Below are 19,646 nucleotides of genomic sequence, written 5' to 3'. Positions count from 1 at the left end.
GATGGACTACCCGGTCGGTAACGGTTCCGCTGCTGGAGAAACAGCTGAGGGGCCAACGGTGGTATTTCTCGGCCCAACGCTACCGATTGCCGAAGCTCAGGCTGTTCTCAAAGCCATCTACCTCCACCCCGCGGCACAGGGCGATGTTGTGCTTGCCGCACATGCCTTTCGGCCACGGGCAATGGTGTTGATCGATGGGCAATTCGAGGACAGACCCGGCGTCCGTCACAAGGAAATTCTATGGGCAATGGCTCAGGGGATCACAATGATCGGTGCTGCCAGCATGGGAGCGCTAAGGGCCGCCGAGTTGCGCGAGTTCGGCATGATAGGTGTCGGCGCGGTTTATCGCTGGTTCCGTCGGTGGGCATTAGCCCCTGACGACGCAGTCGCGGTGCAGTCCGCGCCCGCCGAGTTTGGTTTTTTTCCGCTGACTGACGCTATGATCGATCTTCAGGCGACATTCTCCAGGCTTATGCGCGACAAGATGATTTCGCCCGAAGAACGGCGCGCACTTACGCTGACAGCGCGGAAGATGAACTTTCGCGATCGCACTTTGAAGGCGGTGCTGTGTGAGGCCGGTTGGGGGGACGACGTGTTGGACAAGTTCCGTGACAGAATTGTCCGCCAGAAACAGCGCGATGCCTTAGAGGCTTTGGAGATTGCCCCGCGTCTTATCGGGTCGGCTCCGCGTTCCTTGGATTGGGTCTGGTGTGCAACAAATACCTTTATCCGTGATATAGAAGCGGGCGGGATTGACCCTGATCTGTTAAAGACGTACTCTCGTTACTGCAATTTATCTTAGGTCTTTCTAAGATACGCCGCATATTCATTTGACAAAACCTAATGCTTTCGGTTGACCCGATGGCCGATGAATTGCGTCTTAAGGCTTATCAGCCCGCCCAAGAAGGCGTAGGCACACGCTTTTGGGTTTATCCTCAAGCGCCCCTGCTCTCCGGCTATGAGCAGCCAGATCGCATATGGCTGCCGATATTGCCTGATGAGATCGGCGATGGCCCCAGCGACACAATGATGTATGTCGCCGATCCCCTTTTCGATAAGCAGCCTTACGGCTCAACATGGCTGCCTCCTTTCGACGGCGCCCGGCGAAGACCTGCCAGATCAGGTCCTGATCGCCACTTTGACAACTATGATCCGCAGGACCGATCCTTTCTTGCCGTGCATGCCTATGCCTGCGTGCGTTTTGTTCTCGGAGTCTGGCAGAGCTATCTCGGGCACCCTGTCCGATGGTTCTTCGATCAGACTTTCGAGCGTCTCGAGATCATTCCGTTGGTCGATTGGGAAAACGCACAGGCGGGTTACGGATTTCTCGAACTTGGCTATTCACGCGTCGGCGGCGTCATGCACCCCTACGCATTGAATCTGGATACGATTGCACACGAAGTCGGGCACTTTATCAGCCTTGGCGAGTTGGGTGTTCCGACGGCGGTGTCGCCGGACAGCGACTTCTTCCCTTTCGCCGAGGCGTTTTCGGATCTCGTCTCGCTGATCACGTTCTTACATTTTGACTCGGCCATCGATCGGCTGCTCCGGCGGACGAGGGGAAATCTTCTGATCTACAATGAACTGAACAGATTTGCTGAAATGAGCCCTGAAACGCAGATCAGGCTCGCAACGAATTTTCGGCGAATGTCGGAGGTGACGCAGGAGGCGCATGATCGAGCGCTTCCTTTCATCGGCGCCGTATTCGACAGCATCGTGGAACTCTATCACCGCGAATTGGTGCGAAACGGCTGCGCGGATCCGCGTCTTCTGGATTCCGATCTCCGCCAGTTTTCGCAGGATGACTGGAATGGATTTCGCGAACTGACGGAGGAAGCTTTCAGAACGCGCCCCCATCTCTTCAGGTCCGCGCTCACCTTTGCGCGCGACGCCATCGGTCAGGCCCTGGCCACTTCCCTAGCCTCGCTGGACGCCAATTCGCTGCGTCTGGATAGAGCGGCGGACGCGGTCGCCGTCGCCGCTGACGGAGCCGCCCGCGAGCGTCTGGAAGTTAATTTTCTGTGGCGAGAGATAATCCGCCCGTCGGCAAGGATGAGCTTAGGAAGGAGAGGACCATGAGTGATCACGACTGTTTCGCCAGCCCAGGCGTCGGCCCGGAATTCACGCAGGGAAATAGCGACTACGATACCTTCAGACCTGGAGAGGTGCGACTGTATGGACGACCGGCAGCGAGGGACGACGAAAATGTGACGGTACAGATATCCGAGCTGAGGACAATGCTTGCGGAAGGTAAGAAAGACATATCCGATTTGGTGAAGCGTGACGATGGAGAGAAGCCGGAAGTTATAAGGCTTATAGTGAGATCATCCCCTTCCGGAAACGTTGCGGAAGCCCGACTCGGTGAGATCTTCGAGAATACGCTGAAAATTTCAGAGGTGGGCGCCCCTGAGGTGGCAAGCATGGGCGTCATCTACGGCTATGCCTACGAAGGTCACTGCTACAAGTTGCCAAAGCCGCAGATCATGCTCTTGCCTGTGGAGCCGCGTGAGATTGTCGAGGGAGACTGTGGCTACAAGCGCGAACTCGGCTATGCGGTTTGGCAGATCGACAAGCTGCAACGCGCCGTAGTGCTTGATGTGCGCTCTGACGACATCAAGACGCTCTTGCTGGATGCAAACACCCCGGGCAGCCGCTCCCCAATGGCCTACGCGGCGGCGATGTCGCTTGCTCCACATCGAGGCGGTCGCGATTAAGATCGCTTCGAATTCCCTAGGCCACGCGCCTTGTGAATACGGTCGGGATCGAGCCGCGGTTCGCGAGGCCGATTCTCCTCGATAGGTGTCTTCAGTTTTGGCGCAGAACACCAGTCGGGCGTGCCTTTGGAGAAGGGCGCCCCAGGGACTGCGGCTGTTCGGAACTGTTCCTACCGCTGCACTACCAGACGCCGAACAGGAAGCCTCGTTTCTTGTGTGTATCGGTGCGCTGCTCGACCTCCTCGTCGGAGATGGTGACGCGCATGCGGCGGCTTCGCATCCAGTCGAACAGGCGCTCATGCATCTCCTCGCGGATCGGCTGGTAGTCGGGGTCGTCGCCCAGATCGTTGTGCTCGCGCGGATCGTTCTCAAGATCGAAAAGCTGCGGGCGGAATCCATCATATTCGACATATTTCCACCGTTCCGTGCGCAGCATCCAGGCGCGCGCATTGCCTGGCGTGCGGTCGAGCTCCTGCCGCGCCCGGCGGAAGGCGTAGTCGCATTCAGAAACTGCGGCGTTGCGCCACTCCCGCCTTTCTCCCCTTGTCAGCCCGAGCAGCGACCGGCCTTCCAGGATATGTTCGGGCACTTCGCCGCCCATCGCTTCAATGAAGGTCGGGGCCAGGTCGATCGCCTCGACAAGCCGGCCGTTCACACTTCCACGCGTGCCGTCCGCTCGGCTGTCAGGGTCACAGACGATGAGCGGAATGCGCACGCTCTCCTCGTGGAACAGCTCCTTCTCGCCGAGCCAATGGTCTCCGAGATAGTCGCCATGGTCGGAGGTGAAGACGATCATGGTATTTTCCGTCAGCCCGCGCTCGTCGAGAAAGGCGAACAGCCGCCCGAGATGGTCGTCCAGTTGCCTGATCAGGCCCATATAGGCGGGAATGACCGCTTCGCGCACGTTGTCGCGCGCGAAATTTTGGCTTTCCTCGTGCTCCATGAAGGCAGCAACGACCGGATGCGCGTTCTCGCGTTCGGCTTCGGTCCTGTTTGCCGGCAGGACGTCGCCTGGTCCATACATGTCGTGATAGGGCGCTGGCGCGATGTATGGCCAGTGGGGCTTGATATAGCTGAGATGCAGGCACCATGGCGTGTCGCCGGCCTCGGCGATGAAGTCCATGGCTCGGTCAGTCATGTAGGCGGTTTCGGAATGCTCCTCCTTGACCGCAGCGGGAAGGCGCGCATTGCGCATCAGCCAGCCGGAAAGAATCTTGCCGTCCGCGCCGCGTCCGGCATTGGCGAATTCATGCCAGGGATTATCGACATTGTAGCCCTGTTCGCGCAGGTAGCGGTTATAAGCGAGATCCCTGGGATTGACTTCGTCCGGCCATAGCCCGTCGTCGCGCTCGTAAGGTTCGAAGCCGCATTCGGCGGCAAATACACCCTCGATCGTGTCGCGGGTGACGCCGAGACGCTGCATTCCCTTTCTGTCCTCGGTCATGTGCGTCTTGCCCACGAGAGCCACGCGCATGCCGAGCGGGCGCAAATGATCCCCGATCGTCATCTCACCGATGCGCAGCGGTACGCCATTGTAGGTGGAACCGTGCGAGCTGACGTAGCGGCCGGTGTAGAAGCTCATTCTGGAAGGGCCGCAGACGGGAGCCTGCACATAGGCGCGGGTAAAGCGCACGCCGCGCGCCGCCAGTGCATCGATATTCGGCGTCTTCAGATGCGGGTGGCCGTAGCAAGACAGATAGTCAGCGCGCAGCTGGTCGGCCATGATGAAGAGGATGTTCTTGACTTCGGACATGAGGCGGGAACGTCTTTGCTCGGTAGGGGCGGGAGGGCAGGTGCCCTCCCTTCAGACGGTGTCAGTCGACCGGCTGGATCGCTTCGGGGATATCCATGCCGGTCTCCTCGTAATAGCGCGCTGCCCCCGCATGCAGCGGCAGGTTCAGGTCGGTGAACGCACCCTCGAGAGTCACCTTGCGCAGCCATGGCGTCGCCGCCGAGGCCTTTTCCCAACCCGTCCAGAAAGCCTTGGTGACAGCGTAGACAGCATCCTCGGACATGTGCTTGCCCGTGCCGACACCCACGGTCGAGCCGAGCGTTTGCACCGGCTCCGTATTGACCTGATTGTCGCCATAGGTGCCGGGCTCGATGACGCCCAGCGTGCCGCCCGGACGATTGAGAATAGCCGCCACTTCCGGCTTTGCCATCTGCTCTTCGGTAAGGCCGAGGAAGCGGATCTTTCGCGACAGCGCCATCTGCTGGATGATTGGGCTCGGGGCGTTGGTGGAGTTGATGTAGACGTCTATGCGCCCATCCTGGAAGGCCTGCGCGGCCGCATCCCAACCGAGCTGCACATATTCGAAGTCCTCATTGGTCTTGTAGCCCGTCGCGCCTTCCACCACGCGTTGCATGATGGTGGTCGCGCCGCCGCCGGGAGGGCCGAGAAAGACCTTCTTGCCCTTGATGTCATCCAGCGTTTCGATGCCGGAATCCGCATAGGTCGTGATGTGGTAGAGGCCGAGCGGGAAGGCGAATACAGCTCGCAGGTTCTCGGACAGCTCCGGCGCCTGCGGGATATTGGCATACATCGCAGCACCCTTGCCCATGAAATCGTGCACGCTGGCCGACCACATGAAGAAATCGAGGTCGCCTTTTGCCGCCTCGAGCGCGTGTTGTGTCGCCGCGCCGGTGGCGTTCACCTGGATTTCCGCGTCGGGAAGTTGCTCGTTCACGAGCTGGGCGAACGTGCTCATGACCAGATAGGGCGAGGAACCCGGTCCCAGCGTCGCAAGCCGGTAAAAATCCTTGGCTCCGACAGTCGTCGCCAGCGCAAGGGCAGCGAGCCCAGCTGTTACGGCGATTGCTTTCTTGAAGAATGCCATTTTGTTTCCTCCTGTCGTTGCGGGCGCGTGGCCCTGACCGTTGGCGGCCTTGGTGCCGGGCTTGAAAGGCCCGTTCTTATCTTTTCTCCGCGGTCGTGCTGCCGGCCGTGGGGAGCACTTCGATCCCCTGCCGGCGCAAGAAATCCAAGCCGGCGACGGCCATCGCGATGGCGGTTGCGCCGATCTCGAGCCAGAGTTCGGGGAGCAGTACTGCGACGCCCAGCGCCACGCGCGCCAGCCTTTGCCACAATGGCAGCCGGGCGGCGGCGTAACCCGACATGCCGGTGCTCAAGAGCCAGATAGCGAGCCCCAACCTCAGGCATACCCAGACGAAACCCTCCGCCGTGAAATCGATAACGAGCGAAAGGGACGGGTTGTAGATCAAAACGAAGGGGATGATGAAACCGATCAGTGCGACCCGGCAGGCGTCGATGCCGATGGCGATGGGATTGGCCCGGGCAATAGATGCGGCGGCGAATGCGGCGATGGCGACCGGCGGCGTGATCGACGATAGCACGCCGAAATAGACGACGAAGAGATGGGCGGTCAGCGTCGGCACGCCCATCATCTCGATGGCCGGCCCCATGACCAGGACGATGATGAGATAGGCCGGCACCGTCGGCATTCCCATGCCGAGGATCAGCGATCCCAGCATCATCATGACCAGCGACAGGAAGAGCGAATTGCCGGCGAGCGTCTGCATGATGCCGGCAAAGCGCAGCCCCAGGCCGGTCATGTTCATGATGCCAATGACGATCCCAATGGCGCCGACGGCGATGACGATCCGGGCGGCGGCGTAGCCGCCCTGTTCGAGCGCGTCGATCAGCCGGCGCGGATGCCGGCGCAGATCCGGATTGATGACAAGGCCCAGCACGACGGTCGTGATCACCGCCCAGAATCCGGCCAGCGCCGGCGAGCGGCCCGAAAGCATGATGACGACGACCAGCGCCAGCGGCAGCACGAAGCACAGCGACATCAGCCAGTCGTGCCGGGTGAGTTTTGGGCGTTCGGCTGCCGGGATGGGCTTGATGCCGCGTTTTACTGTTTCCAGATGCACCGCCACGAACAGTGACCCGTAGTAGAACAGAGCAGGCAGAAGCGCGGCGGCGCAGATTGTGAGATAGGGAATGCCGGTGACGTCGGACATGATGAAGGCGACGGCGCCCATGATCGGCGGCATGAATTGCCCGCCCGACGACGCTGCCGCCTCGATGCCGCCGGCGTAGCGGGCCGGCAGGCCACGCTTGACGATCATGGGGATCGTCATGACGCCGGTACCGACCACATTGCCGGAGACCGAACCGGACATTGTGCCGAAGATGCCGCTCGCCACGATCGCAGCATGCGCAGGGCCGCCGCGGGAGCGCCCAGTGGCGACAAAGGCGAATTTCAATAGCACCGGCCCGGCGCCAATGCCTTCCAGGAGGACACCGAAGACGACGAAGACGAGAATGAGGGTGACGACGACCGAAACCGGTCCGCCGAAGACGCCGTCGAATGAGTACCAGACGACCTGCATGACCTGTTCGAGGCTGTATCCGCCGTGCTGGAAGATCCACGGCAGATACTCCCCGAAGAGACCGTATATGAGGGCGAGAATGCAGACCACGACCAGCGGCGGCCCGAATGCGCGCCCCGTCAGCACGATGAGCACCGCAAGGCCGGCAAGGCCGATCAGTACATCCAGCGTCGTGAAGAAATAGAGGCCGATCTCGAGTTCTTCACCAATGGCGAAATAACGCTGCGTAGAGATTGCCAGGCACAGCAGCAGTGCCGCGTCCGCAAGCCACCACCACCGGCGCGCCGGGCCGTCAGCGAAACGAAACTTTGCAGCTTCCAGGATGAGGACAAAGGCGGCAAGGGCATAGACGCCTACGCGCAGCACGGTCTCGTCGAAAAGGCCGAAACCCGCGATGTAGACGCCAAGCAACGCCAGCAGTGTAGCGGAGGCCGCGGCCAGAATGCCCGCAAACCGCTCGCCCGCATGGCGCTTCGCCGTGTCGTTCACTCCAGTTTCCTCCCGAACGTGCCTCCCTGCACGCCGCTCGCCAGTTTGTCGCATTTGCCGGCGAGGCCAAGCTCAAACAGAATTGCGTTTCACCTGGTGTAACGATGGGTCCGAAAAAACATTGGCGTGCGGAGGCTGCAGCCGGACTGGACGCCAGAGCCGCAGAACCGCTTGACGGCTGTCAGTTACAAGCGAATTCACCGCCGCTGAACAAGGCATGTTGCGGATATGGGCACAACGGGCGTTCGGCCCCCGCGTTCTGCTGATCGATTTCCGGATTGTCCGAGCGGAACTGTGCGGTAATTGCGCTGGGGGCCTTGCCGTCTTCGACCCATGCGATTAGCGCCCCCAGCATATCGAATTCGTCAGGCGCATTGCCGCCTTGGCCATGCGGCATCCCAGGTACCTCATAGTAGCGCAGGAAACCGTCGGCATTCGGGTTGTTCGAGATCACCCGTTCATACCAATCGGCGGTATCCTTCGCCGAAAAGATGGGGTCGGACACGCCATGGAAGACGATCATCTTAACTCCGGCTTTTTCCAGCCCCCCGAGCGTGGGGTTGTCCGCGCCCGGCGGTGTCATGAGCTCCATCGCGCTTTCGGGAAACTCCTCGGTCGTGGCATAGATCATGTCGGCCTGCGTATCGAGGTCGAAGTCATACAGGAAGGCGAGTAGCTCATCCGGTGTGCCGCCCACCTTCGTGGGCGGGGTTGTGAAGATTTGCGCAACCGAGCCGGCACCCATGATCGCGCGGATCGGCATTCGGCCCCACGGCGGGATCGGGCTTTCGAGTTTCCACAACCGCCAGTTTTTGCTGTTGATGCCCGCATCCCAATACCAGCTGTTGTAGAGCTGCTCGCCAGCGCTGTTGATCGGACCGGCATGGATCTTTTCCAGTACCGCCACCTTTTCGGCGGAGAGGCAGGCCGTGTTCTGGCCGTCAGCACAAGTCATCGTGCCGGGCTCGAATGTGCTCTGACAGGCATGTGCAGCGAAAATCACTCCGTCCTCCAGCCCGTCCAGCCCGTCGCAGGCCGCCGTTATCGCATCGGACACGATGTCCAGCTCTTCGCGGCTGAACGCATCGGCAAGCTTGTCTTCAACCGAGAGAAAGGCGCGGATCTCCATCGGACCCTGAAGCGCAGATTTCGGCAGATTGAAGCCGGGATAGCCCGCCAGAAGACCGTCAAACGCGTCGGGCAGGCGCACGGCAGCGACCATCGCATGACGCCCGCCATTCGAGTTGCCAGCACCGTAGACGTAGTCTGCGGGCCGGCGGTAATAGCTTTCAACCAGTTTCAGCGCGACTGGATGCAGCGTCGCCACGGCATCGTAGCCATAGTCCCTTCGCGCCTCGAAATCGTGGCCGAAGGCATTCCCGCCGGCAAGTCCATACTCAGGAAAGGCTTCGCCGTCATGGCCTGCATCGGATGAGACGACGGCGAAGCCACGCGCCAGTGCAGGCTTATCGCCCGCGATGCCGGTATTGGCGCCGATCGCCGGCACCACTTTGCCGTCATTGCCGCCGTTGAACTGGTGCAGGAAACGACCTTGCCATTCGTCGGGCAGACGCAATTCGAAGCGCAGCGCATAGTCTCTGCCATCGCTGCCCGTCCGCTCGTCCATCACTCCGCGCACCAGGCAATGATCGATCGGCACCTCGTCGTTGGCCACAGTCCGGGTAGCCTCCGTAATCGTCACGCCGGCAGGCGCGGCGGCGGAAACATCCTCGCACGCCCCAAAGGCAATGCCCGGGATCGCGATGACCGCCAACGCCGAAGCAAGGCCGAGTGCGACGCCGCATCGGATATGATCTTTCATAGGGTTCCTCCCTCGCAGTGCGTCTGTCGACAGGCGGCCACGGCGTTCCTCTTCCCCGCACGTGCCGTCAGCATGCGCGGTAAAAGCCTGCCGCATTTGCTGGCGAGGCCAAGGTCAAACGGAATTGCGTTTCATCTAGTGTAACGATCGGGTTAAAAAAGACGTTACGGTTAGGGAGAGAGGTCTGGATGAACGTATGAGCGGAGTGAAGACGATCCGCGCGCTTTCGCGTGGCCTGGCGGTCATGCGCAGTCTGGAGGCCGACGGTCCCGCGGCGCTTTACGAACTGGCGGCCAGAACAGGCCTTTCCAAGCCGACATTGCTCCGGGTGCTGCTGACGCTTGAGCAGGAGGGTTATGTGCGCCGCGGCATCGGCGATCAGCTCTATCATCACACCGTGCGAACCGTTCCGAACGCCGAAAGCGGATGGAAGGCGGTGGTCGCCGAGGTGGCGGCGCCGATTCTCGACAGGCTGTGCAGCGTTGTGCTCTGGCCGTCCGACCTCGGCATATATGAAGACGGCGCCATACATGTTCAGGAGACGACACGCCGTCTATCGCCGTTTCTGCTGAACCGCGATGTGCTGAGCGCTGAAATCCATGTTCTGCCGTCGGCGATGGGACGTGCGGTGCTGGCGTGGAGCCGACCGGAAAGACGCAACGCCATCCTGAAACGGCTGGTCGAGCGGGGCCGCCGGGCCGACGCGATGGCGAGAGACTCCGAGGCAGTCGAAGCCCTTCTGAAGGAGACGGTCGGCCAGGGTTACGCCACGCGGATGCGCGGCTACTACATCACGCACCGTCGCGAGGCGGACGTCAGCGCAATCGCGCGACCGATCATGGTCAGGGGCGAAGCCATCGGTGCGGTGAACCTCACCTGGGTCAGCAGCGCGCTCGGCGAGAGGGAGTTCGCTGCAAGATATCTCGGCAAACTCAACGCCGCTGCACGTGACATCAACGAAGCGCTGGCACCGCGCTTCGACAGAATTCCGGAGCCAGTTCTTTAGCAGTACTCGGGCCGGTGGCGCCTGCTGTGGATGAATTGCCTGCTCTTGCCCCGACTACAGGAACGGGATGGTTTTTCGGCATCCTGAGGACCCGAGGCGGTTCTAATCAAGCGCTGCAGGTGGAGCTTTCCCACCTTATGCATTCACAGCCCGCGTCAGTCTCGAACGACCGCCGCACCGGCGCCGTGGCGGCGTTTCTGCGCCGGGCCGATGTCATGCAGATTCAGTGCCGTGCCCACCAGCGCAAGATGGGAGAAGGCCTGCGGGAAGTTGCCAACCTGTCGGCCAAGGCGCAGATCGTATTCCTCCGCAAGCAGGCCGACGTCGTTGCGAAGGGCCAGCAGACGTTCGAACAGCGCACGGGCCTCGGCATCGCGGCCCTGCAGGGCATAGTTGTCGGCAAGCCAGAAGCTGCAAGGCAGGAAAGCACCCTCCCCAGGCGGCAGGCCGTCCACGCCCTGCTGCGTCCGGTAACGCAGGACGAAGCCATCCACCACGAGCTCGCGCTCGATCGCCGCGACCGTGCCGACAACCCGTGGATCCTCGGGCGGCAGGAAGCCGACGATCGGGATCAGGAGAAGACTGGCGTCGAGTTCATCGCTGCCGAAGCTCTGCGTGAAGGCGTTGAGGCGACTGTTGAAGCCTTGTTCGCAGATGGTTTTATGCATGCGGTCGCGCAGCGTGCGCCAGCGCTCGACGGGTGCTTTAAGCTTGAAGCGCTCTGCGTCACGCAGCGCCCGGTCGAGCGCCACCCAGGCCATCACCTTGGAATAGGTGAAGTGGCGCGCTTCGCCTCTTACTTCCCAGATGCCCTCGTCGGGCTCTTGCCAGACCGTCTCCAGATGCTCGATCAGCGCTTCCTGCAGGGCCCAGCCGGACGGGGCCGGTGCCAGGCCGTGATTGCGCGCCTGGTGGAGGGCATCGAGGAGCTCGCCATAGACGTCGAGCTGCATCTGATTGGAGGCTGCGTTGCCGATGCGTACGGGGCTCGATTCCTGGTAGCCGGGTAGCCATGGCACCTGCCATTCGTTCAACTGCCGCTCGCCTGCCACGCCGTACATGATCTGTATCTGTTCAGGGCTGCCAGCGGCGCTGCGCATGAGCCATTCGCGCCAGGCCCGTGCCTCTTCGACATAGCCGGCCGACATGAGCGCGATCAGCGTCAAGGTTGCGTCGCGCAGCCAGCAATAGCGGTAATCCCAATTGCGCGGGCCGCCGATCTGCTCGGGAAGCGAAGTGGTGGGTGCGGCGACGATGCCGCCGGTGGCGGCGTAGGTCAGCGCCTTAAGCGTCAGCAGGGAACGCTGCACCGGCGCCTTCCAGGCGCCTTCATAGGTGCACTGCCGGCACCAATCGCGCCAGAAAGCCTCCGTCTCCCGAACTGCCGCCTGCCAGTCGAGGGCAGGTGGCGGAGGCAGATGGGAAGGCCCGTAGGTCAGCACGAAGGGGATGCATTCGCCCTCGGCGATGCTGAACTCGGCCACGGTGGCAAGATTTTCGCCGCGCAGCTTAACCGGTGTGCGCAAGGTGACGGCGTTCGGCCCTGCGACGGCGCTCAAACCCGAGCCGTCTTCAAGCCGGGTGACCCATGGCACGGATGCGCCGTAGTCAAAGCGCAGCCGGAGATCGAAGCGCATGGTGACCTTGCCGGAACGCCCTTCTAGAAGCCTGACGACTGAGGAGTTCGGCTGACCGGCAGCCATGAAGTCGATGAGCGCCACCTGGCCTTCGGCGGTCTCGAATATCGTTTCCAGCACCATAGTGCCGTCGCGATAGGCGCGGTTAGCGCGAGCCGCCGGGTCGGCGGGGCTGATGCGCCAGCGCCCGTGCTGCGAGTTCCCGAGCAGGGCCGCGAAGCAGGCGCTGCTGTCGAAACGGGGCCAGCATAGCCAGTCGATCGAGCCATTGCGGCCGACGAGTGCGGACGTGGCGCAATCTCCGATCAACGCATAGTCCTCGATCGGGAGTGGCTGATCCGGTTTGCTGGTGGGAGAGGTTCCGGCGGAAGGTTGCCGGTGTTCAAGCCTCCGACCGCCATCCGGTATCGTCGGGTGTCGGCCGCGCTCGCCCGCCCGAACAGTCGCATCGTCCTGTTGCTCCGGCTCCAGTTCGCGAACAACTTGAGCAACGATGACGTCCATGGGCGAAGCGATGTCGACCGATATCACGGGTTCGTCGGGGGAGGGGACCTCCAGCGCCGCGAACTGGCTGGCGAGCAGGCCGGCTGGCATAAAATGGCCCTTGCGGGCGGCAAGACGTGCGGCAATCAGCTGTTCGTCACCTTTCAAATAGACGAACCGGACCTCCGGCCGCCCGGCCGAAAGGAGATCGCGATAACTCCGCTTCAGGGCCGAGCAGGCGATGATGCCGCTGCGACCCGCATACCGCCACTCGTCGATTGCGGCTGCGATCTTTTCCAGCCATGGCCAGCGATCGTTGTCAGCAAGCGGAATCCCGGTGTGCATCTTGGCAACGTTCGCGGGAGGATGAAAATCGTCGCCTTCCTCAAAGGGCCAGCCGAGCCTTGCGGCCAACGCCCTGCCGACGGTCGTCTTACCTGCGCCGGAAACGCCCATCACGACAAGGACGGAATGCGGCTGGACGAGGGGCGCTTCAATCGCAGGTTTGCCGGTCGTGGTCTCGCTTATCTCCACCATATTTCATATCCCTTCTTCACCCAGCGTCGGCGTCGAGAGGCAGCCAGCCGCGACCGTCGCGCTTCATGAGTGCATCTGCCTCCGATGGACCGCTGCCGCCGGATCTATAAAGGTGCACGTTGTTCTTGCCCGCTGCCCAAGCATCCAGGAATGGCTGGACCGCAGCCCAGCCCGCCTCGATATTGTCGGCGCGCTGGAACAGCGTCGGATCCCCGATCAGGCAATCATAGATCAGTGTCTCGTAGCCGGTGGTCGGCTCCGCTTCGAAATAATCCGAGTAGCGGAAGTCCATATTCACCTCGCCGAGCCGCACGGTGCGGCCGGGCACCTTGGCTGCAAAACGTAGCGACACGCCTTCTTTCGGCTGAATGCGGAAAACAATGACGTTCGGAGCGAGCCTGCCGTTTGGTGTGCCGCGGAAGAGGATATCTGGTGTCTGCTTGAATTGGATGGCGATCTCGGTGCGCCGCGCCGCCATCGACTTGCCTGTCCTGATGTAGAATGGCACGCCCGACCAGCGCCAGTTGTCGATCATCAGCTTGAGCGCGACATAAGTTTCAGTGTCGCTCTTGGGCGAGACGTCCGGTTCCTGCCGATAGGACTTTACGGGGCGGCCGCGAACCTTGCCGGCGTCGTACTGCCCGCGTACCGAATTCTCGATCGCCTCCTCCGGCGACCAACGGCGCACGGCCTCGATCACCTTCGCCTTCTCCGTTCGCACGGCGTCCGCGTCGAAGGAGTTCGGCGCCTCCATGGCTGTCATTGCGAGAAGTTGGAACATATGGTTGGGCACCATGTCCCTCAGCGCACCGGTGGCGTCATAGAAACCGCCACGCCCCTCGACACCCACCGTCTCGGCGGCGGTGATCTGCACATGGTCGATATGATCGCGGTTCCAGATCGGCTCGAAGATGCCGTTGGCAAAGCGCAGCACCATGATGTTCTGCACCGTCTCCTTCCCCAGGAAATGGTCGATCCGGTAGAGCTGGCTTTCGTCGGCGACCTTGAGGATGCCGCGGTTGAGTGCCTGGGCAGAGGCGAGGTCGGTGCCGAAGGGCTTTTCGACGACGATGCGCCGGAAACCCTGATCCGTCTCCTGCGTGAGACCGGCGGTGCCGAGGTGCTCGATCACCGTGCCGAAGAAGCGTGGTGCGGTGGCGAGATAGAAGACGGCGTTGGCTTGGCCGCCCGCCTTTGCGCTTCCTGCCAACCGCTCGCCAAGACGGCGATAGGTCTTCGGATCCTCGAAATCGCCCGTAAGGTAGCCGACACGCGTTGCAATCCAGTCCCACGCCTCGGCGTCGAGCGAAGTAGCCTCGAACTCGCCGCCTCCTTCCTTGACGAGCGCGTGCATGGAGTCGGTCAGGTAGGTGCGAAATTCCTCTTCGCTGCGCTCGACATGGTCCACGCCGATGATCCGGAATTCCGGATCGAGGCCCTTTTCTCTTGCGAGATTGTATAGCGCCGGCATCAGCAGCCGTTTCGTCAGGTCGCCGGAAGCGCCGAAGATGACGAGTGTACTCGCCGGCGCCGGCGTCGCATCGGCGGGAAGAGAGCGGCGGGAGACAGGAATGCTCATGATCATCCTCCGGAAGGACGTTCGACGTGGCCGCCGAACTTGAAGCGCATTGCTGAAAGCAACCGCTCTGCAAAAGTGTGCTCCTTGCGCGAGCGGAAGCGGGCGTAGAGCGCGGCCGACAGAACCTCGGCGGGAACTTCTTCTTCAATTGCCGCCATGACGGTCCACCGTCCCTCGCCGGAATCGGAGACCGCGCCGGAGAAGCCGGACAGCGCCTCGTCCTCGGCCAGCGCCATGGCGCTGAGGTCGAGCAGCCAGGAGGAAACGACGCTGCCGCGGCGCCAGACCTCGGCAATGTCGGCCAGGTCGAGTTCGTAGCGCTCGTCCTCCGGCAGCGTTTCTGCGGCGCGGGACTTCAAGATATCGAATCCTTCGGCATAGGCCTGCATCAAGCCGTATTCGATGCCGTTGTGAACCATCTTGACGAAATGCCCGGAGCCCACCGGGCCGGCGTGAAGATAGCCCTTTTCGGGACGTGGGTCGCGGTCGTCCCGTCCTGGCGTGCGCTCGATACTGCCCTGGCCTGGAGCAAGCGCGGCGAAGATCGGGTCGAGGTGCTCGACCGCCTGTTTCTCGCCGCCGATCATCAGGCAATAGCCGCGCTCCAGCCCCCACACGCCGCCCGACGTGCCGACATCGACATAGCGGATGCCTTTGGGCTTGAGTGCTGCGGCACGGCGAATGTCGTCCTTGTAGAAGGTGTTTCCGCCGTCGATGACGATGTCTCCAGCGGTCATGACTTCGCCGAGACGCTGGATGGTTCCCTCGGTCGCCTCGCCGGCGGGGAGCATAACCCAGACGGCGCGCGGGGCTTCCAACGTGCCGACGACGTCTTCGAGACTTGGGGCGGCTCGGGCGCCTTCGCCGGCGAGTGCACGCACGGCGTCGGTATTGCGGTCATAGACGACGCATTGGTGGCCGGCACGACCAAGGCGACGGGTGATATTCGCGCCCATGCGTCCGAGACCGATAATTCCAAGCTGCATGTTTCTTCTCCTGGGTCATCGCTGGCTCGCCGTCCGGACAGGTTGCCTTGGCTGAGTGTCGCTTCCATTAAGCCGATAGGTCTAATGCCGTTTTTCATACTGCGGCGCATACATCTAAGAGCCAGCAAGCCCCGTGCCACCCTCGGCGCACTTGGCTTGCGAGGGTAGGCGGCTGATATTGTTGGTGGTACTCCACCAGATAGGTGCAAATCACCCACCACCGGCCCCCGACGTCGCCTGCTGCTGAGGTGTCCAGCGCCATCCATTTTTGGGAGCCTGCGCCGTTTAATGCTGCAAAATTAGTGTGTTAGCCCTCCTCACAATCTCGTGTAGTCGTCACCCTTATCGGCAGCAGCATCAACACCCACGTGAGAATGGCAGCGAGGTTCCTCCCTCCTCGCGCTAACTCGAGAGATTGGAGTTCTATCATGCGTAAGCTTCTTGTTCTCACCTCAGTGCTCGCCATTCTCGGTGCGGGCAACGCATTCGCCTTCGACGCTTCCAACGGCTTCCGTCCGAGCGAACAGAGCGATCTGACGGCGCCCAGCTTTGAAGTTGCAAATCCTGTCGACCGGACGGTGGCCGCCAATGTCCAGAGCGAGAGTGGGTCCCACGCCGTCATCGCCAGGCGGGTTGGCTGGTCTGCGGCGGACGGCTTCGGCCCGACCCAACGCAACGACCTGACGGCACCCAGCTTTGAAATTCCAAGCCCGGTTGACGGGGCGGTGACCGCCAGCATCAAGAGCAAGCGCGGGGAACAGGGCTCCCACGCCATGGCCGTCAAGCCGGCCGCTTGGTCGGCGGCGGACGGCTTCGGCCCGAGCAGGCACAATGATCTGCCTGCTCCCCGCTTCGAGGTCGCAGGCTAGGCGCGGCTTCCCCGGCGGACCAAGAATGCAGCTCCGGCAATCCGGGGCTGCATTCTTGCACGGGCTCGTGGCACTGCGTTTTGGGTTCCGGCCTCCCCCAGCGAGGCCGCAAGATCGATAGGCGGTTTGCAACCACCAAGGGTGGTGGAAATCCACCCACGTCTTCAGCTTTCAAGCGCGAAAGCACAGCATCTTCAATAGGTTCCTGCCTGGCACGCGGCCTGCTTGGGAAAGACGTTGATATCCCGTCGCCAGCCAGGAGCGTGAGAATGCCTGCGCCGCTTTTCCGACCAGCGTCTCCTTCTCGCCTCCCGCGCGTCTCAGTTTGTCGGGCTGCACCGGTGTCGCTTGCCGTCGGTGTCTGTCTCCTCCTTGGCGGTTGCAGCGGCGGCGTGCTTGATCCGAAGGGACAGATCGGAGCCGACGAGCGCTCGATCATCCTGTTTGCAACCGCAATCATGCTGATCGTCGTCCTTCCGGTGATCTGCATGGCGGTCGCCTTCGCCTGGAGGTACAGGGCGTCGAACAGGGACGCGACCTACACGCCGGAATGGGCCCAATCGACAAGGGTCGAGGCCGTCGTCTGGCTCGTCCCCTGCGCCATCATCGCAGCACTTGCCACGCTGACTTGGATCTCGGCGCACCGGCTCGATCCTTATCGCCCGATCGCCTCGGCGGCTGAGCCGGTCACGATCGACGTCGTCGCGCTTAATTGGAAGTGGTTGTTCATCTATCCCGAGCTGAACATCGCGACGATCAACGAGATCGCGTTCCCCGTGGATACCCCGGTCGATTTCCGGATCACCTCCGGCTCGGTGATGAATTCCTTCTTCATCCCCGAGCTGGGCAGCCAGGTCTACGCCATGGCCGGCATGGAAACGCGGCTCAGTCTCGTTGCGGGAGAGGCCGGTAGCTATGAAGGCATCTCCGCCAATTACAGCGGCGCCGGCTTCTCAGACATGAAGTTCAGGGCACGGGCGATGTCCCCGACGGATTTCGACCGATGGGTGGAGGATGCCAGGCGGTCGAAGAGGCCGCTCGAGGTCGAGGCCTACCGGGCACTGGAACAGCCGAGCCGGAGCGCGGCGGCAACATATTATTCCTCGGCCGACCCGCATCTTTTCCAGGCGATCCTTCACGGCTGCCTTGCCGCGGCCGATCCATGTCAGTCCTCCGAGATGAAGAGGTAGCAATGCTGGGCGAACTCACGCTTTCGGCAATTCCCTACACCAACCCCATCATCATGGGCGGGGTTGGTTTCATGACCGTTCTCGTTGCGGCCGTGCTGGCCATGATCACTTGGTTCGGAAAGTGGGGCTACATCTGGTCGGAGTGGCTGACCTCCGTCGATCATAAGCGGCTCGGCGTGATGTACGTCATACTGGCGCAGGTCATGCTTTTGCGCGGCTTCATTGACGCCGCCATGATGCGCACCCAGCTCGCGCTCGCCTCCGCGGACTCGCCAGGCTACCTGCCGCCTGAACATTACGACCAGATATTCACCGCCCACGGCGTGATCATGATCTTCTTCATGGCCATGCCCTTCATCGTTGGGCTGATGAACTTCGTCGTGCCCTTGCAGATCGGGGCGCGCGACGTCGCCTTTCCCTATCTCAACAACTTAAGCTTTTGGCTGACGGCGGCGGGTGCGCTTCTCATCAACATGTCGCTCGCCATCGGCTCCTTCGCCCGCACCGGCTGGCTTGCCTATCCGCCGCTGTCGGAGCTCGCCTATAGCCCCGACGTGGGCGTCGACTACTACATCTGGTCCCTGCAGATCGCAGGTGTGGGCACGCTGCTCTTCGGCGTCAACATGATCGCCACCATCCTTAAGATGCGCGCGCCGGGCATGAGCCTCATGCGCATGCCCATCTTCACCTGGGCCTCGCTGTGCACCAATGTGCTGATCGTCGCCGCCTTTCCGGTGCTGACTGCCACGCTCGGGATGCTTGCGCTTGACCGCTATCTCGGCATGCACTTCTTCACCAATGATCTCGGCGGCAACGCCATGATGTATGTGAACCTCATCTGGACCTGGGGCCATCCCGAGGTCTACATCCTCATCCTGCCGCTCTTCGGTGTCTATTCGGAGGTCGTGGCCACCTTCAGCGCAAAGCCGCTTTTCGGCTACAACTCCATCGTCTACGCCACGGTTGCCATCACCGTGCTCTCCTTCCTGGTTTGGGTGCACCACTTCTTCACCATGGGCGCCGGCGGTGACGTGAATGCCTTCTTCGGCATCACGACAATGGTTATCTCGATCCCGACGGGCGTGAAGCTCTTCAACTGGCTGTTCACCATGTACCGGGGGCGCATCCGCTTCGCCACGCCGATGCTATGGACCGTAGGTTTCATCATCACCTTCACCCTCGGCGGCATGACCGGCGTTCTGATGTCGATCCCGCCGGCGGATTTCGTGCTGCATAACAGCCTGTTCCTGGTTGCCCATTTCCACAACGTTATTATCGGTGGCGTCGTCTTCGGCTGCTTCGCCGGGTTTGCCTACTGGTTCCCGAAGGCGACGGGCTTCTGCCTCGACGAGCGGCTCGGCCGCTGGGCTTTCGGCTGCTGGTTTGTCGGCTTTTATCTCGCCTTCATGCCACTCTACGTGCTCGGCTTCCTGGGCATGACCCGGCGGCTTAACCACTACGACAATCCGGCATGGCAGCCTTGGCTGATCCTTGCCGCTGTCGGCGCGGCGGTGGTCCTGGCGGGCATCGTCTTCCAGATCGCGCAGCTCGTCGTCAGCATCAGGAAACGTGAGGAAAACCGCGACGTCACGGGCGACCCCTGGGATGGGCGCACGCTGGAGTGGGCGACGGCTTCTCCGCCGCCCACCTATAATTTCGCCGAACTGCCCGTCATCCGCGCACGTGATGCCTGGTGGCGTATGAAGCAGGAAGACATTCGCCGCGAGCCCACTACCTTCCAGCCGATCCACATGCCGAACAATACGGGCACCGGCTTTTTCATCAGCGCCTTCAGTGTTGCCTTGGGCTTCGCGCTCGTCTGGCACATCTGGTGGCTGGCGATCGTCGCAGCCGCCGCGATCATCGGCGCAACTATCGCCCACTCATGGAACGCCGATCACGGCTACAACGTGCCCGCCGAGGAGGTCACGCGCGCTGAGGTACGCCACTTCCGCCAACTCGTCTGGCAGGAATGAAC

14 protein-coding genes and 1 pseudogene are annotated in these 19,646 nt (G+C 61.9%); 7 read left to right on the top strand and 8 right to left on the bottom strand.

The features are described 5' to 3' along the window. Position 1 precedes the first annotated feature (1 nt). The 3 genes from N5A92_RS22930 to N5A92_RS22920 are packed head-to-tail and all read left to right on the top strand — an operon-like array spanning position 2 to position 2,714. On the top strand, positions 2–802 hold the full coding sequence (locus N5A92_RS22930; protein ID WP_260906593.1) for a TfuA-like protein: 801 nt from the start codon (positions 2–4) through the stop codon (positions 800–802). 59 nt (positions 803–861) lie between these two features. Continuing rightward, complete coding sequence (locus N5A92_RS22925; protein ID WP_260906591.1) at positions 862–2,079, top strand: gluzincin family metallopeptidase; 1,218 nt, start codon at positions 862–864, stop codon at positions 2,077–2,079. Next, positions 2,076–2,714 (top strand): hypothetical protein, encoded by a 639-nt coding sequence (locus N5A92_RS22920; protein ID WP_260906589.1) that lies wholly within the window; start codon positions 2,076–2,078, stop codon positions 2,712–2,714. The genes N5A92_RS22925 and N5A92_RS22920 overlap by 4 nt, the downstream gene beginning before the upstream one ends. 181 nt (positions 2,715–2,895) lie before the next feature. Here the strand turns inward: N5A92_RS22920 and N5A92_RS22915 are convergent, their stop codons facing one another. From N5A92_RS22915 to N5A92_RS22900, 4 genes are all read right to left on the bottom strand, one after another. After that, entirely contained in the window at positions 2,896–4,467 is a 1,572-nt protein-coding gene (locus N5A92_RS22915; RefSeq protein WP_260906588.1) for an alkaline phosphatase family protein, read from the bottom strand. 61 nt (positions 4,468–4,528) lie between these two features. Continuing rightward, complete coding sequence (locus N5A92_RS22910) at positions 4,529–5,551, bottom strand: TAXI family TRAP transporter solute-binding subunit (protein ID WP_260906586.1); 1,023 nt, start codon at positions 5,549–5,551, stop codon at positions 4,529–4,531. 76 nt (positions 5,552–5,627) lie between these two features. Beyond that, entirely contained in the window at positions 5,628–7,559 is a 1,932-nt protein-coding gene (locus N5A92_RS22905; protein ID WP_260906584.1) for a TRAP transporter permease, read from the bottom strand. A gap of 181 nt (positions 7,560–7,740) precedes the next feature. Beyond that, the gene (locus tag N5A92_RS22900; protein ID WP_260906582.1) at positions 7,741–9,381 is read right to left on the bottom strand and encodes a tannase/feruloyl esterase family alpha/beta hydrolase; all 1,641 of its coding nucleotides are present in this window, start codon (positions 9,379–9,381) and stop codon (positions 7,741–7,743) included. A gap of 196 nt (positions 9,382–9,577) precedes the next feature. Between N5A92_RS22900 and N5A92_RS22895 the strand changes: the two genes are divergently transcribed. After that, entirely contained in the window at positions 9,578–10,387 is an 810-nt protein-coding gene (locus tag N5A92_RS22895; protein WP_260906580.1) for a helix-turn-helix domain-containing protein, read from the top strand. Positions 10,388–10,542: 155 nt separating this feature from the next. Here the strand turns inward: N5A92_RS22895 and N5A92_RS22890 are convergent, their stop codons facing one another. The 4 genes and pseudogenes from N5A92_RS22890 to gnd form a co-directional block, all read right to left on the bottom strand. Further along, positions 10,543–12,348: a glycoside hydrolase family 15 protein gene (locus N5A92_RS22890; RefSeq protein ID WP_260906621.1), complete on the bottom strand. Its 1,806-nt coding sequence runs from the start codon at positions 12,346–12,348 to the stop codon at positions 10,543–10,545. A 165-nt stretch (positions 12,349–12,513) separates the two neighbouring features. Further along, positions 12,514–12,963: pseudogene (locus tag N5A92_RS22885) on the bottom strand (gluconokinase); the annotation flags it as partial. 97 nt (positions 12,964–13,060) lie between these two features. Continuing rightward, entirely contained in the window at positions 13,061–14,623 is a 1,563-nt protein-coding gene (zwf, locus tag N5A92_RS22880; RefSeq protein ID WP_260906579.1) for a glucose-6-phosphate dehydrogenase, read from the bottom strand. Between the two features lie 2 nt (positions 14,624–14,625). Continuing rightward, on the bottom strand, positions 14,626–15,609 hold the full coding sequence (gene gnd, locus N5A92_RS22875) for a phosphogluconate dehydrogenase (NAD(+)-dependent, decarboxylating) (protein ID WP_260906577.1): 984 nt from the start codon (positions 15,607–15,609) through the stop codon (positions 14,626–14,628). Positions 15,610–16,037: 428 nt separating this feature from the next. Here gnd and N5A92_RS22870 point away from each other — a divergent pair, with 428 nt between their 5' ends. The 3 genes from N5A92_RS22870 (at position 16,038) to cyoB (ending at position 19,644) form a co-directional block, all read left to right on the top strand. Beyond that, positions 16,038–16,478, top strand: a complete 441-nt coding sequence (locus N5A92_RS22870; RefSeq protein WP_260906575.1) for a hypothetical protein — start codon at positions 16,038–16,040, stop codon at positions 16,476–16,478. Positions 16,479–16,819: 341 nt separating this feature from the next. Then, on the top strand, positions 16,820–17,668 hold the full coding sequence (gene cyoA, locus N5A92_RS22865) for a ubiquinol oxidase subunit II (protein WP_260906574.1): 849 nt from the start codon (positions 16,820–16,822) through the stop codon (positions 17,666–17,668). 2 nt (positions 17,669–17,670) lie between these two features. Further along, positions 17,671–19,644 carry a cytochrome o ubiquinol oxidase subunit I gene (cyoB, locus tag N5A92_RS22860; protein WP_260906573.1) on the top strand — a complete coding sequence of 658 codons (1,974 nt, stop codon included), beginning with the start codon at positions 17,671–17,673 and terminating at the stop codon, positions 19,642–19,644. Positions 19,645–19,646: the final 2 nt, after the last annotated feature.

This window comes from Chelativorans salis (assembly GCF_025336525.1).
In the GTDB taxonomy this organism is placed as follows: Bacteria; Pseudomonadota; Alphaproteobacteria; order Rhizobiales; family Rhizobiaceae; genus Chelativorans; species Chelativorans salis.
This window is presented reverse-complemented; position numbering and strand designations above follow the sequence as displayed.

Excerpts from the sequence above, each read along its gene's own strand:
- N5A92_RS22930 (WP_260906593.1), top strand. The coding sequence starts at position 2 with ATGGACTACCCGGTCGGTAACGGTTCCGCTGCTGGAGAAACAGCTGAG.
- N5A92_RS22925 (WP_260906591.1), top strand. The coding sequence starts at position 862 with ATGGCCGATGAATTGCGTCTTAAGGCTTATCAGCCCGCCCAAGAAGGC.
- N5A92_RS22920 (WP_260906589.1), top strand. The coding sequence starts at position 2,076 with ATGAGTGATCACGACTGTTTCGCCAGCCCAGGCGTCGGCCCGGAATTC.
- N5A92_RS22915 (WP_260906588.1), bottom strand. The coding sequence starts at position 4,467 with ATGTCCGAAGTCAAGAACATCCTCTTCATCATGGCCGACCAGCTGCGC.
- N5A92_RS22910 (WP_260906586.1), bottom strand. The coding sequence starts at position 5,551 with ATGGCATTCTTCAAGAAAGCAATCGCCGTAACAGCTGGGCTCGCTGCC.
- N5A92_RS22900 (WP_260906582.1), bottom strand. The coding sequence starts at position 9,381 with ATGAAAGATCATATCCGATGCGGCGTCGCACTCGGCCTTGCTTCGGCG.
- N5A92_RS22895 (WP_260906580.1), top strand. The coding sequence starts at position 9,578 with ATGAGCGGAGTGAAGACGATCCGCGCGCTTTCGCGTGGCCTGGCGGTC.
- zwf (WP_260906579.1), bottom strand. The coding sequence starts at position 14,623 with ATGAGCATTCCTGTCTCCCGCCGCTCTCTTCCCGCCGATGCGACGCCG.
- gnd (WP_260906577.1), bottom strand. The coding sequence starts at position 15,609 with ATGCAGCTTGGAATTATCGGTCTCGGACGCATGGGCGCGAATATCACC.
- N5A92_RS22870 (WP_260906575.1), top strand. The coding sequence starts at position 16,038 with ATGCGTAAGCTTCTTGTTCTCACCTCAGTGCTCGCCATTCTCGGTGCG.
- cyoB (WP_260906573.1), top strand. The coding sequence starts at position 17,671 with ATGCTGGGCGAACTCACGCTTTCGGCAATTCCCTACACCAACCCCATC.